This window comes from Pseudoalteromonas sp. NZS127_1 (assembly GCF_015864295.1).
Classification (GTDB): domain Bacteria; phylum Pseudomonadota; class Gammaproteobacteria; order Enterobacterales; family Alteromonadaceae; genus Pseudoalteromonas; species Pseudoalteromonas arctica.
Genome location: NZ_JADYXO010000001.1, coordinates 274,686 through 290,401, shown reverse-complemented (window position 1 = coordinate 290,401; position 15,716 = coordinate 274,686). Strand labels below are relative to the sequence as shown.

The following is a 15,716-nucleotide window of genomic DNA, read 5'->3' as shown; positions in this document are numbered from 1 at the left end:
AAAATTATTCACATTATTTTTTCTGGTCAGTCCAGAGAAGGCTACCAATAGCGGGTAATAACAACACTGCACCTAACATATTCACTAAAAACATGAAGGTTAACAGTATACCCATATCAACTTGGAATTTAAGATCTGAGAATATCCACGTACTCACACCAATCGCAAGTGTAATACCGGTAAATAGAACCGCACTGCCACGTTCAACAAGCGCATTTCGATAAGCAACACTTAATGGTACATTTTGCTTAAGCTGCCCCATCATCGACGACAGTATATAAATACCGTAATCGACCCCAATACCTACTCCTAGAGCAATAACTGGCAAAGTAGAAACGGTTAAGCCTATTTCTAATTGCACCATAAGTGCTTGTGCAAGTGTTGATACGATATAAAGCGGCAATACCACAGCAATCGTTGCTTTTACGCTTCTAAAGCTCATTAAACATAAAATGATAACGGCACCATAAACATAAAGCATCATTGGTATTTGCGCTTCTGCAACTGACTCATTAGTCGCTGCCATTACACCAACAGGTCCTGAAGCTAATTTAAATGCTAATTTATCAGTGCCCTCTTCTTGCGCAAATTGCTTAACACTCTTAATTACAGTATCTATAGTTTGTGCTTTATGATCATCTAAAAATATAATCACTGGCATAACTGAACAATCACCGTTAAGTAAACCTGTACTAGTTTCAACTCGAGACGTTGACTGCACTAAACTTGCTGAATTTCGTGGCAAGCTTTGCCATTTCAAATTGCCTTCGTTGTAGCCTGCGTTAACCGATTGAGCTACAGAGCTCAAACTTACAGCAGACTGCACACCTGCTACATTCTCTACTTTGTATTGAAAACGGCTTATACGCTCCATCACATCATGCTCAGTACATGCTGCAGGATACGCTTCTACAATTACCTTTAAGATATCAGACGAGATAGTGTACTTGTCTGATATTAAAAACGTGTCTTGATTATAACGAGCATCTTGATGCAGTGATGGCGCGCCTGCATGTAAGTCACCTATACGCATTTTATCTGCTTGCCAGTAACCTAAAGCAAATAGAACAAGGGTAAAACCAATAATCATTTTAGCTACTTTAGGATCAGTCGCTTTAACAAGTAAGTCGCGGATTTTATCAAGCATGTTTGGTTTTGCTGCATCACCAGATTGAATATGTACACTGTTTTCAAAGTTCATGTACGAAGCCCAAACTGGCAATAAGATTAAATTAGTAAATATAATTACTGCTACACCTAAACTCGCTGTAATGGCAAGTTCACGGATAATACCAATATCGATGGTAAGTAATGTTAAGAAGCCTACGGTGTCTGAAAGCAGTGCAATACCGCCTGGCACTAATAAAGCCCTAAAACTTGACTGACAACAAATACGTGTTGTTTTACCTTCACCTACTTTTTTACCAATCGCATTTATCATCTGCACACCATGGCTTACACCAATAGCAAATACTAAAAACGGTACCAAAATAGACATAGGATCAAGGCCAAAACCTAAACTTGAAAGCAGGCCTAATTGCCAAATAACAGCAATAATGGAACATGCGATAGGCAAAATAGTCAGCTTTAAACTGCCACAAAATAGCCAGACCATAATAAAGGTAAAAGCGATAGCAATGGCAAAAAATACAACCACCCCTTTTGCACCTTCCGCTATATCACCAGCCATTTTTGCAAAGCCAATAATATGAATACTTACTTTGTCCGTACTTAAAGGCTCTCTTAAATCACTTTCTAGCTTTTGTGCAAAAGCTAATGTGTCTAATTTTTGTTGTGTTTGAGGATCAGTTTCTAAAAGTTGAGCAGTTACCATTGCACACGAATAATCGCTGGCAATCATACGTCCTACAACTTTTGCTTTTTCAATGTTTTCCTTTACTACACCTAAACCACGCTTATCTGCTTTAAAGTTAGCAGGAATAATTGGGCCACCGGCAAAGCCATCCTCCACTACTTCAACAAAACGAGCACTGGGTGAAAATATTGAGTTAACTAATGGACGATTTACGCCAGGAATGAAATAAAGCTGATCGTGAACCGCTTTTAATTGAGTAAAGAACTCTGGATTAAATATATCACCACTGTCATCACACACTGAAATCAAAATACTGTTTGCACCACCAAACTGCTTTTCATGCTTGGTATACACTTTCATATAATCGTGGTTTAACGGAATATTTTTATTAAACGATGCATCTAATTGAATTTGAGTCGCTTTGAATACAAGTAAACAGCTTATAAGTGCAAAACTTATAAGCATAATTAAGCGATGTCTAAAAATCGCCTTTTCAATAAAATCGAGTAGTTTATGCATTAAGGGGTTAACTCCTTCACTTTAATGCCATCTTCTGTAGCCATAATCAGCCTGTTATCTAATATTACACCATCAAGAATCGCTTTACCGTCAGCAAGCTGCTCATGGGTGAGTAACCCATCTTGAAGATGAAAAATAACGCCACTGTTGGCAAGCATAAGCCATTGTTTGTTATTATAATTAATGATGTTGTTGATCGTCGCTGTTTTAACATTTTCGAAATGCTGCCACTGCTGTTCACCATTTTGCTTTGCAAAAACATTACCTCGAAGCCCTGCCACAATTTCTTGTGTGCTATCTGATGCAACTGCAAAGAATGAACCAGGATAAATTTCTTCTATCCTTTGCCAAGTTTGACCATCATCAATGCTTCTGGCCATCAAGCCCATCTCACCAACCAGCATTAAACCATTATCTGTTTTTTCGATTCGATTAAAGTGCGGTAAAATTGAAGCAGTTTCGGCTTCGTATCCTTCGGGGTCATTTTCTTTTAAATCGTTCAAGTAATCACGATCATCACTAAATAATAGCGAATCTAAAAAGCGTTTTTGCCAATGTTTACCACCATCGGTGGTTTGATAAAACATGCCATATGCGCCCACTGCAAAACCTTTTAAATCATCTTCAAATAGAATATCTAAACATGGTTTGTCTAATTTTGGTTGTACTTGTTGTAGTTGCCAATTAACACCACCGTCAGTAGTATTTATTATTGTTGCATCGTGGCCACACGCCCATCCATTATTTTCATTACTAAAATCAACGGCAGTTAATAGCACTTGAGTTGGGACTAGCTCAGCTTGTTGCCATTTATCACCCGAGATACTTTTAATAACAGTACCGTGTTTACCTACTGCAATTAGACCATTGCCTGTGTTGGTTATGTCGGTGAGTAAGGTTTTAGCTGCATTTGTTGCACTGATTGCATTGCTAGGGGCTTCTTGTGCAACACTCGCACCGCTTATTATCAGGCTGGCATATACCAAATACTTCATAAATTTTAATCGCCTTGTACGAGAGAGTTGTTTGTCTTTTTACTGGGGAAAGCGTTGCGCGCTGTAAGACAAACGCGATGAGAAAGGAAAAGGCACTTAACAAATTGTTAAATGCCTAGTTTAATACTATCTACCTGCGCGACGTAAAGCGCTTGAAGTAAATTCGTTATCGTTAAATGACTGTGAAAAATCGTACATTTTTTCTTGGTTATCTAAACCAATTGCTAAATAACGACGAGAATTCAAATCATGATAAACCTCAAGCGTACTCCACTGTGTAGGTACTTCGTAGTAGTTAAGGCCATAAGCCATTGCTACACGATAAAGTTGGTCGCGGTTATCATAAATATCAGTAACCTGTACTTGCCAGCTATCTTCATCGATGTAAAACACACGTTTTTTATAGATATGACGTGTATCATCTTTTAAGTTAGCTTCAACAACCCAAACACGGTGTTTTTCGTAACGTGTATGTTCTGGGTTAATATGGCCAGGCATTAAAATATCATCGTACTCTAGCTTATCACTATGAAGTTTATAGCTGTTGTAAGGTATATATAACTCTTGCTTGCCTTTTAGTGTCCAGTTGTAACGATTTGGCGAGCCATTAAACATATCAAAATCATCGGTAGTACGCAGGCTATCTGCAGCTGTGCCTGGTGCATCATATGCAACATTAGGTGCACGACGAACACGACGTTGCCCCGAGTTATAAGTCCATGCTTGGCGCGGCGTTAATATTTGATCCATTGTTTCATGAACTAATAATGCAGTACCCGCTAAACGAGCTGGTTCTGTAACGCTTTGTTTAAACTTAAACAAAATATTTGAGTCTTGTAGCTCTGCTGGTGTTGCACTAGGGTCTGAGTACTTAACTAATAACTGCTCATCAAAGCCAACATAGTTATAAGAACCAGATGCAGTTGGTGCAGCTTGACCACCAAAACGCTCAATAGACTGGCCACGGTAACGTAATAAATGATTCCAAATTGCCTCTAAACCCGTTTTAGGAATAGGGAAAGGAATACCAATCGCCGTATTTTTAATACCGTTACCGCCTTCAATTAATTCAGCAGTCGGTGCAAACTTTTTAGTCGCATCATACACAAACTGAGGGTAAGACGCAGAACGGTGAGTTTCATACACAGGCATTTTAAATGTGTCTGGGTATGCTTCAAATAAAGCAATTTGACCCGGACTTAAATTGGCTTTGTACTTTTCAATATTACTTTTATCAATAGTGAAAAGCACTTTATCAGCTGTAAATGGGTCAAGGTGATGCATACCAGCTTCATAACCTGCTGGTGCAGAAGTAATGCCATTATTCCATGCTGGAATAGAGCCATCAGCATTAGCTGCTTTTTCTGCGCCCATTGGCGTTAAGTTTTGACCTAATTGAGCAACTTCATCAGCGTTTAATTTAGCTAAAGCTGCGCTGCTTGCAAACAAGCTACAAAAAGCTGTAGCGATGAGGGTAGGTTTTTTAATCATAATAATGTTACCCCTAAATAGAATATTTTAAGTTAAAAGAAACGTAATCGCGATCTGAGAAAGTATTAATATCGCCGCCGCCCCAAAACGAGTTATAGCTCACATCAAGTGACCACGCATTTTGGTAGTTAAAGTTCATGGTTGCACCCAAAGATTTACGGTCTTCGATAAATAAGAACATAGGGTCTGGTGTATTACCATTTACGTCATGAGAAAATACAAAACGTGGAGAGAAGTTAATACCTTTGTAAAGGTTAAAATAATCACCTTTAGCAATTAAGCGGTAACCCCAAGAAGATGCTGTGGCGAATGATTTTTCTTCAGCGCCATTTGATAAACCAAGTTGCAATGTTGAATAATCAGTAGTACCTGGGCCTGTAATTGTGCCACTACGGCCAGTACCGGATACATTTAAACGCATTTCGTCATATTCTGGCATGTTATGAATTTTTACTGCACCCACTTCACCAACTACAGCCCAACTATCAGCACCTAATGAAGGTCCAAATAAGTGAGTAGCCGTGAATTGAATTTGTGATGTATCACGTTCAATATAGCCTTGAGCAACTTCACCCGCACCAACAGAACTAATATCATCGCCAAAACTCATTTGCGAAATACCTGCAAAATCAGGACGAAGACCTGCAAGAGCTAACTGCTCAGGCATAGCTGTATAAAGTAACTCTACGTCATCAATTTGCAGTGGTTCATCTTGACGAAACGCAAACTCACCCGCAAAGGCTGTTTCACCAATAGTTGTGTTAAAACTTAAACCATATAGTTTAATATCTTCTGGGTAGTCGTTTTCAGCTTTAGAAAAAGCGGTTAAATCAGCAACATTATCTGACGTAATTTCTGTTGTCATGATCATCGCTAAATCTTGAGCAATTGCTGCCTGCGAAAAGTTTGATACACGACCAGATATAAGCGGACGACGACTGTGGTAGTTCACGTGGTATAACGCAATTTCAGTATCATTAAATTCAGGTAAAAATATACCTAAACGTAAACCGTACTGGCCGCCATCTTCAGGTTCTGTTTTACCATTATCCCCTTTGCCTTTTAAAGCAACCTTAGTTGGGTAAGCAAGATACATTTGGGCTAATAAAGCGCTTCCTTCAGCACTTGAAGGATCAATACCTTGAGCAGCTGCTGCTAATGCAAAATCAGATGTTAGGTTATTTAAACTATCCGTTAAAAAAGCAACATCAATATCAGGATTAGACGTAAAGCCTAATTGAACATTCTGCTGATAACCATTTTCTGCTGCAAAGTCATTAGTAGAAAAGTATGTACCTGCTGCTGGTAAACGTGTTTCTTGCCATTGATATTGGTAGAAACCTTCAAGCGTAATATTCTCAGTAATTCCGAGCGATGCCCAAAGCATACCGATTGGTATAAATGCTTCTTTTAGCTCAGCGCCAGGTGCTTTTAATCGATCTATATCAACTGGGTTTACGTTAATACCATGAGATATAAGCGTACTTTCACCCCAGTTAACTACTTGCTGGCCTAAACGGACAGATAAAGGGTTATTACCATCATTTAAATCAAAATCGGCCCATACAAACGCGTCTAATAAACGTATGTCGGCACAACTTTGTGCTTTGGTGTCTTTATCGTCACATGGATCAACACCCTGCCCTGATGTAGGATTTGAATATGCATGATTGCCATCCATCAACGCAAAGTCATAAAAATACATGAAGCGAGTGAACAAACCGTAGTTATCTTTATTTATTGAAAGGTCGTGTGTGCCCTTCAATAGTTTTGAGAAGGAGTCACCACTATCAAAATTTAAATTACCCGCATCACCATTGTTTGAGTAAGAGCCCGGTTGTGCCCATACATCTTGTGATGAGTAAATAGTATTACTTAGCGCTGGGTTGTATCCTGTCCAATCAAATGCTGGGTTATTACTTTTGCCAATTAGGTTAAAGTCTCTGTCTTCTGCACGAACACTTTGCCCATATGAAAAGGTTGAATCGAAGGTAATATCAAAACCTCCAGCTTCAAATGTTACAGCTTGAGTACTTGCTGCAGATAAACCTAAACTAGCGGCTGCTAAACCTATAGCGATTCTATTTTTAACAAAAAGCGATCTTCTTATCATTTTGGTTCCCCCCTGTCGCGGGTCATTTTGTGTGATCAAGTTATTGTTTTTAGTGTAATCATAACGATAGAAGCGAATCAGTAAAATTACAAATACTCGCTCTAATCTGTCATATACTTCTTATTCTGGTTAACGCTTACGTATTGGTAAGACGTCGTACCAGATAATTTATACACGTAATTTAACAATAGGACAAATTGAAATTAACAAAAATACAATATTTTTATGTATATATAACATAAAAACCGAGTGTCAGGCCACTCGCTCTAGGCGGATGAACTTGTTTTCGGGGGTTAATAAGAGTCTAAAACGGCCACGTACACCCAAGCTCGAAATGAAGGGCCTCAAATGCGTAGCAGCAAAACGAATTGTTTTACCGCCATCCTCTACAACTTGTAAAGAGCTAAAACGGCCATGGTAGTAATCCATGCACTCGTTATAGCTCAATCTTAAGGTAAAATAATACTCAATCATTTATGCGAGCGCTTTTTCAACCTTTTCATACAAGTCAGCACTTAGGCCATCTAAATTGGCTAAGCGCTGTAATTGCAGTTTCATTGCTTGTGAGCGTACATCATCGTAACGCTTCCACGACATAAACGGTGTTAGCATACGCGATGCATTTTGTGGATTAATTGCATTAAGTTTTATTAATAAATCACCTAATAACGCATAGCCTTGAGCATCTGCTCGATGAAATTGTGCTGTATTAAAGTGGCTAAAACTTCCTACAAGTGCACGTACACGGTTAGGATTTGAAAAATCAAAACACGGGTGTTCGTAAAGTGCCTTAATATCATCTATAGCAGTACTGCCTGATTGCATAGCTTGCAGTGCAAACCACTTATCCATGACTAAAACATCATGACGCCACTGACTATCAAAATGACTCAAAAGCTCATCTCTAACAGGGTGTGAAGCTTTTACCACAGCGCTAAGGGCACCAAGTACATTAGTCATATTAGTCGAGCTTGCAGCTTCTTTAATAAAGGTTACAGCTTCTGGACTTTGTGTTTTAGCAAGGTAGTGCAGACATATTTGCTTTAAAGCACGATTCGCAACAGCGCTTGCACTTATACTGCCATCATCTTCAAGAGATTCGTAACAACTAAGAAGCTCATCAGCAAGTTCATCAGCAATTTGTTGCTCAAACTTTTCTGTTATTTCAATAATGTCATCTACAGGTATTACATCAAATTCAGCAGCTAACGTGTCAAAACTCGGCAATTTAAACAGCTCTGCAATTAAAGCTAAATCGCCCTCTTTGGTGTTTATAAGTACACGTAGCGCATTTATAATTTCGCTGCTTAATACGCTATTCGTTGCATCGGTGATTTGAGATTTAATCGCCTTAATGAATAGCCGCTGTTGTGCATCCCAACGTGAAAAATCACTGCGCGCAAAACGCATAATATGCAATAGTTCGGGCTCTGTTGTTTGCTGGTTTAAAATACAAGGTGCAGAAAAGTCTTCTAGCAAAACCGCAACAGGCTTTTCTAAAATATTATCAAAGCTAAATATTTGAGTCGCATTAGTTACATCGAGTACATGATCTAGCTTTTTACCTTTATATTGCAGAGCAATACTTTGTCCATTGGCATCAAGTAGTTCAATAGCAAAAGGTATATGAAGCTTTTTATTCTCTGGCTGATTAGCTGGCGCTGTTTGCTCGATTGTCAAAGTGTATGTATTTGAGCTGCTATCAAATTCTTGAATTGCATTTAAACGCGGTGTACCTGATTGGCTGTACCATTGTTTAAATTGCTCTAAATCAACACCTGATGCATCGCTCATCGCACTTACAAAGTCATCACATGTAACTGCTTGCCCATCGTGGCGCTCAAAGTAAAGCGTCATCCCTTTTTGAAAATTAGTTTCACCCAGTAATGTGTGCATCATACGGATAACTTCAGCACCTTTATCGTATACAGTTACTGTATAAAAGTTATTCATTTCAATAACTTTCTCAGGGCGAATTGGGTGAGCCATAGGGCCTGCATCTTCGCTAAACTGATGCGTACGCATAACTTTGACCGCATCAATTCGGTTAAGTGCACGAGAGCCTAAATCACTACTGAACTCTTGGTCTCTAAATACAGTTAACCCTTCTTTTAGCGATAACTGAAACCAATCTCTACAAGTAACTCGGTTACCTGTCCAGTTATGAAAGTACTCATGCCCTACAATGGATTCAATCGTATGGTAGTCTTTATCTGTGGCTGTTTCTTGATTAGCTAATACGCATTTACTGTTAAAAACGTTTAGCCCTTTATTTTCCATCGCGCCCATGTTGAAAAAATCGACGGCTACAATCATATAAATATCAAGGTCATACTCTAAATTAAAGCGTTCTTCATCCCACTGCATTGCCTTTTTGAGTGAGGCAATAGCATGGGGTGTTTTAGATAAATTACCTTTATCAACAAACAATGCTAATTCTACATCTTTGCCGCTTTTAGTCGTGTACGTATCTTTTAAAACATCAAAATCGCCAGCTACAAGTGCAAATAAATAGCTCGGCTTTTTAAATGGGTCTTGCCATTTAACAAAATGACGACCATCTTGTGTTTCACCACTGTCTACTTGATTACCATTAGAAAGAAGTTGTAGATACTTTTTATCGGCAATAATAGTTACATCAAACGTGGCAAGTACATCAGGGCGATCCATGTAATAGGTGATCTTTCTAAAACCCTGCGCTTCACACTGTGTACAATACGCACCGCCAGATAAATACAAACCCTCTAAAGAAGTATTCGTCTCAGGCGATATCTCGGTCACAATACTTAATTGACAACTATCCGGTAGGTTATTAATTATTAGCTGCTCGCCAATAATTTCATAATCAGTTATATCAACCGTATCAATAGATAAAGACAGTAAGCGTAAATCAATACCATCAAGCACTAAAGGTGCTTTTTTATCACCAACACGCGTAAGCGTTAGCAAAGAGCTTACTTTGGTTGATAATGGCTGTAAGTCAAAGGTTAGCTCTGTGTGGTCAATTAAAAAATCAGGAGCTTTATAGTCTTTAAGATATTGTGCTTGAGGTTTACTTGATTCAGTCATAGATACTCCAAAACAGCTCCTTTTAAGTTAAAAGGAGCTGTTTAAAATTAGGCGGATTGTTTTGGCTTAATACGTAAAATTTTAATGCCCAAGTAGGCATAAACCACCGCTAAAACAGGGTTAATTAAGTTAAAGAAAGCGTAGAGTGCATAATCAAAAGGATTTATTAGTAAAACGCTTTGCATATATGCGCCACACGTGTTCCATGGAATTAGTGGGCTGGTAATTGTACCGCCATCTTCCAATGTACGAGATAAGTTAACAGGCTTCAAACCACGTTTTTCATATTCATCTTTAAACATACGACCAGGTACAACAATTGCAATATATTGATCGGCCGCTATCACGTTAGTACCAATACACGTTGCTATTGTTGCCGCAATTAACGATCCCGTACTTTTAGCTATTTTAAGTATGCTTTTAACAAAAATATCCAAAAGGCCTGTTTTTTCCATAATGGCACCAAACATCAGTGCAGTCATAATAAGCCATGTGGTTGTAAGCATTCCAGACATACCGCCACCACTGAGTAGGGAGTCCATTTTGTCATCGCCTGTACTTATGCTAAAACCATCAAAAAACGTCGTCCAAACAAGCTTAAAATAGCCAACTAACTGCCCTTGAGAAACATCAATTTGACTAGCAATTAAATCAGATTGAAACAACATGGCCCAAACAGCGCCCACAACAGCACCGATAGAGATAGCAGGAAAGGCTGGCATTTTTTTAATCGCTAAAACTAAAAGTACAATTAGCGGGATTAGCATTTCAAAACCAATATTAAAGTTTTGCTGTAAAATAGCCGTTATTTCATCAATGCGCCCCGCTTCGCTTGAAGCAGTTGCGTTAAAGCCCATGAATATAAATATAATCAGCGCAATTACAAAACTTGGTACTGTCGTCCACAGCATATGTTGAATATGCTCAAATAAATCAGCGCCTACAACTGCTGGCGCTAAATTGGTTGTTTCAGACAGCGGGCTTAACTTATCACCAAAGTACGCGCCAGATATAACAGCGCCTGCTGTAACTGTTTGTTCAAGTCCAAGACCCGTTGCAACGCCTAATAAAGCAACACCTATCGTAGCGGCAGTAGTCCAAGAACTACCTATACTCATAGCTACAATGCCACAAATTAAACAACTCGCTGCATAAAACCAACTTGGGTTTATAACTTGCAAGCCATAATAAATTAAAGTTGGTACAGTTCCAGAAAGTAGCCAAGTGCCAATTAACGCACCTACCATAAGTAAAATTAGGATAGCGCCAAGTGAAAGCGTTATACCTTCGATCATAGCTTGTTCTAATTTTTTCCATGTATAACCGTTTTTAAGCCCAATTAAAGCCGCTGCAAAAGTAGCAAATAAAAGTGCAATTTGGTTAGGGCCTGATGAAGAGTTATCACCAAATAAGTAAACGGCAGCACCAAGTAAACAAATTAATACAGAGATAGGAATTAATGCATCAAAAAACGAGGCGGGCTTGATTGGTTTGTCATCCAATAGCTTCAAAGTAGAGACTCCTAGACACACTTACTGTGTGTTTAATTATTATTTTTAGCACGTAAAGCGCATTAATTGAGCATGATTGTTCTAGCTCAACTTTATGTAATCAAATATTATAACAATTTAGTAAATTTTAGGTAGTAAAAAAGGCGCTAATGCGCCTTTTTTATAGAGGTAAAACCAGTTGTTACTTCTTAGCTATACGACCATAATTAATATAATCTTGAGTAATTAATGCAGCTTCTTCCAAAAATGGGTCAAGCTCTTCAATTACTTCAGGTAAATCGTCTAAGTTTTCTACCGGATCTTTACCTAAACGCTTAAGACGCTCGTTAGTACGTACAAGTGCACGTGCTTCACCTTCATCTTTTTCTTTAATACGGTCTGCTTCAACTAAAGAGATAGTTTTACGGTCTTTCTCTTCGTTGTATAAGGTAATGTCATTAAATACATAACCAAATTCTGGTTCTGATTTAATTCGTACTTCGTGTTGTTTCTCAAGATACGTAATAATAGGTGTTAAATTACCTAATTTTTTGTATTTCGCTTTAACAATGCTGTCCCAAGGAAGTGCATTATCTTGCTTACTTTCGCCCCACTCTGCAGGATCAATTGCTGATGGAAACGAAATATCAGGGATCACACCTTTATGTTGCGTACTACCACCGTTAATACGATAAAACTTAGCAATCGTATACTGTACGCTACCCAGCGCATTATCGTATAAATCGTAAGCGCGGCCTAAGCCTTTGTGCTGCTGTACAGTACCTTTACCAAAAGTCTGCTCGCCAATAATAACCGCACGGCCGTAATCTTGCATAGCTGCTGCAAATATTTCAGAAGCAGAGGCACTGTAACGGTCAACTAAAACAGTTAAAGGACCATCGTAATAAGTTATACCATCGCGATCTTTTTGCTCTTCAATACGGTTATTTAAGGTATGAATTTGAACAACTGGACCTTGGTCAAAAAACAAACCAGACAGTTGTGTTGCTTCATATAAAGAACCACCACCATTTTGGCGTAAGTCGATAATAATACCATCAACTTTTTCTTCTTTAAGCTTAGCCAGCTCAACTTTTACATCTTTCGAAAGATTATTGTAAAAGCCTGGAATTTCAATCACGCCAACTTTACTTGTTAAATCAGAGTATTTTGCTTCAAATACTTCTGATTTAGCCGCTCTATCTTCAAGTCGAATTTTATCACGCGTGATTTCAACAACTTTAGGTGCGCCGTGAGCGTCAACACCTTTTAAATACTGTAGACGTACTTTAGTCCCTTTAGGACCTTTAATTAAATCAACTACGTCATCTAAACGCCAGCCAATTACGTCTACAAATTCTTCGCCATCTTGGGCAACACCAATAATGCGGTCATCAGCTTTAATTTGATCTGTTTTATCTGCAGGGCCTCCCGGCACTAAGCTGCGAATAACAGTGTAGTCTTCATCTGGGCTTAGTACGGCACCAATGCCCTCAAGCTCTAAGTCCATATCCATTTTGAATTGCTCTGCACGACGTGGCGATAAATAAGACGTATGCGCCTCAATACTACGTGCTAGCGAATTCATAACAATTTGAAAAGCATCTTCTGAATTAGATTGTACTAAACGTTTTTCTGCATTTTTATAGCGTTTGGTCAGCACTTCTTTAATGCCTTCCCAATCTTTACCCGTCATTTTTAAACGCAGTGCGTCGTACTTTACACGCTCACGCCAAATTTCATCAAGCTCAGCTTGTGACAAAGGCCATGCTGAATCTTCACGATCAAAAAAGTATTCATCTTCTTTATCAAACGTCATTTCTTTTTCAAGTAAAGTAAGTGAATACTCGTAACGTTCAAAACGGCGTTTAAGACTTAAGTTAAAAATATCAAACGTAAAGTCTAATTTACCGGTAGTAATAGCGTTATCAAAGTCATCACGATATTGCTCAAAAGAAGCAATATCGCTGGCTAAGAAAACGCTTTTATTAAAATCAAGGGATTCGATATAACGATCGTACACTTTACTAGAAAGCTCATCGTTAAATCGAACCGGTGTATAGTGTGAACGAGCAAATAAGCTAGCCACTCGTTTGCTAGCAGTACCATGTTGACTCTCTTGCTTAAGCTGGGGTAAATCGTCAATTGTAACGGCTTCTACAGCAGCAAATAATGAACCTGAAAACAGGGCAGCAACTAACGGAATGAGCGTAAACTTTTTACTCATACACAACTCCTTAATTTATTTACAACTTAAACGATGTATAAGCTGTCAGCTTTGGTTTTAACTTGCATACCAGTCACTAATTCAACATGAACGTCATCTTTGTTCACTTCAGTGATTACTGCATTTACAAGTGCTTGGCCAAGTTTAACCTTAACCTTATTATTAACCTTGACCTCAGTTGCTGGTAAAGGTTCAATTTTTCCTGAACGTTTAACTGGCGCTGCTTTAGCAGGTTTGTTAGCTGCAGGTGCGTTTTTATCGCCTGCTTTGCTAGCATGAGCTGGTTTTTTCTTGAAAGATTTAGAATCAGAATCTTGGCGAGGACGCTGTTGTTTTTTGCGTTTTGCCATTTTAGCACGGCTTTCTTCCAATGCTTTTTGTGCATGGTCGATATGCTCTTGCTCAACTTTTTCACCTTGATTACCATCAAGATCAATACGAAACTCTGACTTTGTCACAGCTTCTAAATAACGCCAATTAGACGTGTATTTTCTAAGCGCTTGACGAACTTGAGTCTTACTTACTTTTTCAGACCCTTCAATACGCTCAGCAATATCTTTAAAAATACCTACTTTAAGCGGCTTGATGCCATCTTTTTGTTTAAAACATTGTGGGAATTCTTGATATAAAAATTCCAACACTTCATTAATATCTTTTAGCTTGTTTGTGGTTTCCATTTTAGAACCTATTTTTCACATCTTTTCATCAAGGGACGAATCGACGTAGTGTGTTACCCAGTCGACCAACTCTTCGAAATCGGCTTCTATTACAGCCATATCACCCCGAAGGTGTTCCCAAATACCATTAATTGTTTCATCAATAAATTCACATTCTGAATCATCTGGAAGACGATCCCATGCAATATGAATTAAATCATTGAGCGTTTCCGCTACATGCTCTTCTTCGCCTTCCCAGTCGCCAACATCTTGCACAGCAAATAGGTAGTCTTGAACATTTAGCAAATCTTTCATTACAGGCTCGCCTCTAAGCATTTCACTAATGCTTCAAGGCCAGCTTTATCATCAGCATCAAATCGGCCAATACTTGGACTATCAATGTCTAGTACTGCGAATACTTTACCATGTTTCATGATAGGTACAACCACTTCAGAGTTAGACGCTGCATCGCAGGCTATATGCCCGTCAAAAGCGTGAACATCTTCAATTAATTGTGTTTCAGCGGTTGCCGCAGCTGTTCCACATACCCCTTTCCCAACGGGAATACGGATGCATGCAGGATTACCTTGAAACGGACCAAGTACTAATTCAGTAGGAGAATCCATAAAGTAAAAGCCCGCCCAATTTACATCTTCTAAAGAGGTAAATAACAGCGCGCTTATGTTTGCCAAATTGGCAATTACATTAGATTCACCAGCTATCAGCGATTCAGTTTGCTTAACTAATGACTGGTAAAAATCGTGCTTTTGCATACCAAACTACTTCTTATTAAACATACAGTAGCTAAAGGTACTCTTTGTCGTGAAAAATTGGAACCTTTTGGAGGTAAAAAAAAGGAAATCACACCGTTTATCAGCGTGCTTGGTTAATAATGCTACGATTATTTTTTTACCGATTTGCGAAGACCAAATAAAAACAGTCCGGCTGCAAATGCTGACATAACACTATTAATCAAAAATATCTCGCCAGTTGAGGCACTTAATAAGTAACTAAATATAGCGCCACCTAACAAACCAAGCGTTAATACACCTGAATAATTAACTTTAGAATACTTAAACATTAGTAAATACCCTGGCACAACAAAGGCCGCCATCGTTAAGCCTACAATATGTGCATTTGAGATAGCAGTCATCAATAGTTGAAAAAATACGGATAAGAAATCACCCTGTAGCGTTAGTGCATAATACAATCCTAACAAGCTACCAATAATTACCGGGGACAATAATGAAAGCGCGACACTTTTTGCGAGTTGATGTTTCATCTAATAATCCTTAATACAGAGTATAAATTTTAATGTATTAAGCATGCACCAAGATCTA

General features: G+C 38.5%; 12 protein-coding genes. All 12 read right to left on the bottom strand.

Annotation, left to right across the window (positions count from 1 at the left end):
- Window positions 1–13 precede the first annotated feature (13 nt).
- The 12 genes from I6F50_RS01175 to I6F50_RS01120 all read right to left on the bottom strand — a co-directional run bounded on the left by I6F50_RS01175 (window position 14) and on the right by I6F50_RS01120 (window position 15,658).
- Window positions 14–2,335, bottom strand: a complete 2,322-nt coding sequence (locus I6F50_RS01175) for an RND family transporter (RefSeq protein ID WP_197140577.1) — start codon at window positions 2,333–2,335, stop codon at window positions 14–16.
- Complete coding sequence (locus I6F50_RS01170; RefSeq protein WP_197140575.1) at window positions 2,335–3,330, bottom strand: YCF48-related protein; 996 nt, start codon at window positions 3,328–3,330, stop codon at window positions 2,335–2,337. Before I6F50_RS01170 ends, I6F50_RS01175 begins: the two co-directional genes overlap by 1 nt.
- Before the next feature lie 126 nt (window positions 3,331–3,456).
- Window positions 3,457–4,821 (bottom strand): DUF1329 domain-containing protein, encoded by a 1,365-nt coding sequence (locus I6F50_RS01165; protein WP_165727871.1) that lies wholly within the window; start codon window positions 4,819–4,821, stop codon window positions 3,457–3,459.
- A 13-nt stretch (window positions 4,822–4,834) separates the two neighbouring features.
- Window positions 4,835–6,934, bottom strand: a complete 2,100-nt coding sequence (locus I6F50_RS01160) for a DUF1302 domain-containing protein (protein WP_197159441.1) — start codon at window positions 6,932–6,934, stop codon at window positions 4,835–4,837.
- 252 nt (window positions 6,935–7,186) lie between these two features.
- Window positions 7,187–7,408 (bottom strand): DUF2835 family protein, encoded by a 222-nt coding sequence (locus I6F50_RS01155; protein WP_010552655.1) that lies wholly within the window; start codon window positions 7,406–7,408, stop codon window positions 7,187–7,189.
- On the bottom strand, window positions 7,409–10,003 hold the full coding sequence (pepN, locus tag I6F50_RS01150) for an aminopeptidase N (protein ID WP_197175127.1): 2,595 nt from the start codon (window positions 10,001–10,003) through the stop codon (window positions 7,409–7,411).
- A gap of 47 nt (window positions 10,004–10,050) precedes the next feature.
- Window positions 10,051–11,514 carry a Na+/H+ antiporter NhaC gene (gene nhaC, locus I6F50_RS01145; RefSeq protein ID WP_007586912.1) on the bottom strand — a complete coding sequence of 488 codons (1,464 nt, stop codon included), beginning with the start codon at window positions 11,512–11,514 and terminating at the stop codon, window positions 10,051–10,053.
- A gap of 181 nt (window positions 11,515–11,695) precedes the next feature.
- The gene (gene prc, locus I6F50_RS01140) at window positions 11,696–13,720 is read right to left on the bottom strand and encodes a carboxy terminal-processing peptidase (RefSeq protein WP_197140571.1); all 2,025 of its coding nucleotides are present in this window, start codon (window positions 13,718–13,720) and stop codon (window positions 11,696–11,698) included.
- Between the two features lie 26 nt (window positions 13,721–13,746).
- Complete coding sequence (proQ, locus tag I6F50_RS01135) at window positions 13,747–14,397, bottom strand: RNA chaperone ProQ (RefSeq protein WP_007586916.1); 651 nt, start codon at window positions 14,395–14,397, stop codon at window positions 13,747–13,749.
- A 15-nt stretch (window positions 14,398–14,412) separates the two neighbouring features.
- Window positions 14,413–14,691 (bottom strand): hypothetical protein, encoded by a 279-nt coding sequence (locus tag I6F50_RS01130; RefSeq protein WP_002961910.1) that lies wholly within the window; start codon window positions 14,689–14,691, stop codon window positions 14,413–14,415.
- On the bottom strand, window positions 14,691–15,149 hold the full coding sequence (locus I6F50_RS01125; protein WP_007586917.1) for a GAF domain-containing protein: 459 nt from the start codon (window positions 15,147–15,149) through the stop codon (window positions 14,691–14,693). Before I6F50_RS01125 ends, I6F50_RS01130 begins: the two co-directional genes overlap by 1 nt.
- 128 nt (window positions 15,150–15,277) lie before the next feature.
- Window positions 15,278–15,658, bottom strand: coding sequence for a hypothetical protein (locus I6F50_RS01120; RefSeq protein ID WP_007586920.1), 381 nt, complete (start codon window positions 15,656–15,658; stop codon window positions 15,278–15,280).
- Between the last annotated feature and the right edge of the window lie 58 nt (window positions 15,659–15,716).

Coding starts and splice junctions, on each gene's coding strand:
- I6F50_RS01160 (WP_197159441.1), bottom strand. CDS start 6,934: ATGATAAGAAGATCGCTTTTTGTTAAAAATAGAATCGCTATAGGTTTA.
- I6F50_RS01130 (WP_002961910.1), bottom strand. CDS start 14,691: ATGAAAGATTTGCTAAATGTTCAAGACTACCTATTTGCTGTGCAAGAT.
- I6F50_RS01175 (WP_197140577.1), bottom strand. CDS start 2,335: ATGCATAAACTACTCGATTTTATTGAAAAGGCGATTTTTAGACATCGC.
- pepN (WP_197175127.1), bottom strand. CDS start 10,003: ATGACTGAATCAAGTAAACCTCAAGCACAATATCTTAAAGACTATAAA.
- I6F50_RS01165 (WP_165727871.1), bottom strand. CDS start 4,821: ATGATTAAAAAACCTACCCTCATCGCTACAGCTTTTTGTAGCTTGTTT.
- I6F50_RS01155 (WP_010552655.1), bottom strand. CDS start 7,408: ATGATTGAGTATTATTTTACCTTAAGATTGAGCTATAACGAGTGCATG.
- prc (WP_197140571.1), bottom strand. CDS start 13,720: ATGAGTAAAAAGTTTACGCTCATTCCGTTAGTTGCTGCCCTGTTTTCA.
- I6F50_RS01170 (WP_197140575.1), bottom strand. CDS start 3,330: ATGAAGTATTTGGTATATGCCAGCCTGATAATAAGCGGTGCGAGTGTT.
- I6F50_RS01125 (WP_007586917.1), bottom strand. CDS start 15,149: ATGCAAAAGCACGATTTTTACCAGTCATTAGTTAAGCAAACTGAATCG.
- I6F50_RS01120 (WP_007586920.1), bottom strand. CDS start 15,658: ATGAAACATCAACTCGCAAAAAGTGTCGCGCTTTCATTATTGTCCCCG.
- proQ (WP_007586916.1), bottom strand. CDS start 14,397: ATGGAAACCACAAACAAGCTAAAAGATATTAATGAAGTGTTGGAATTT.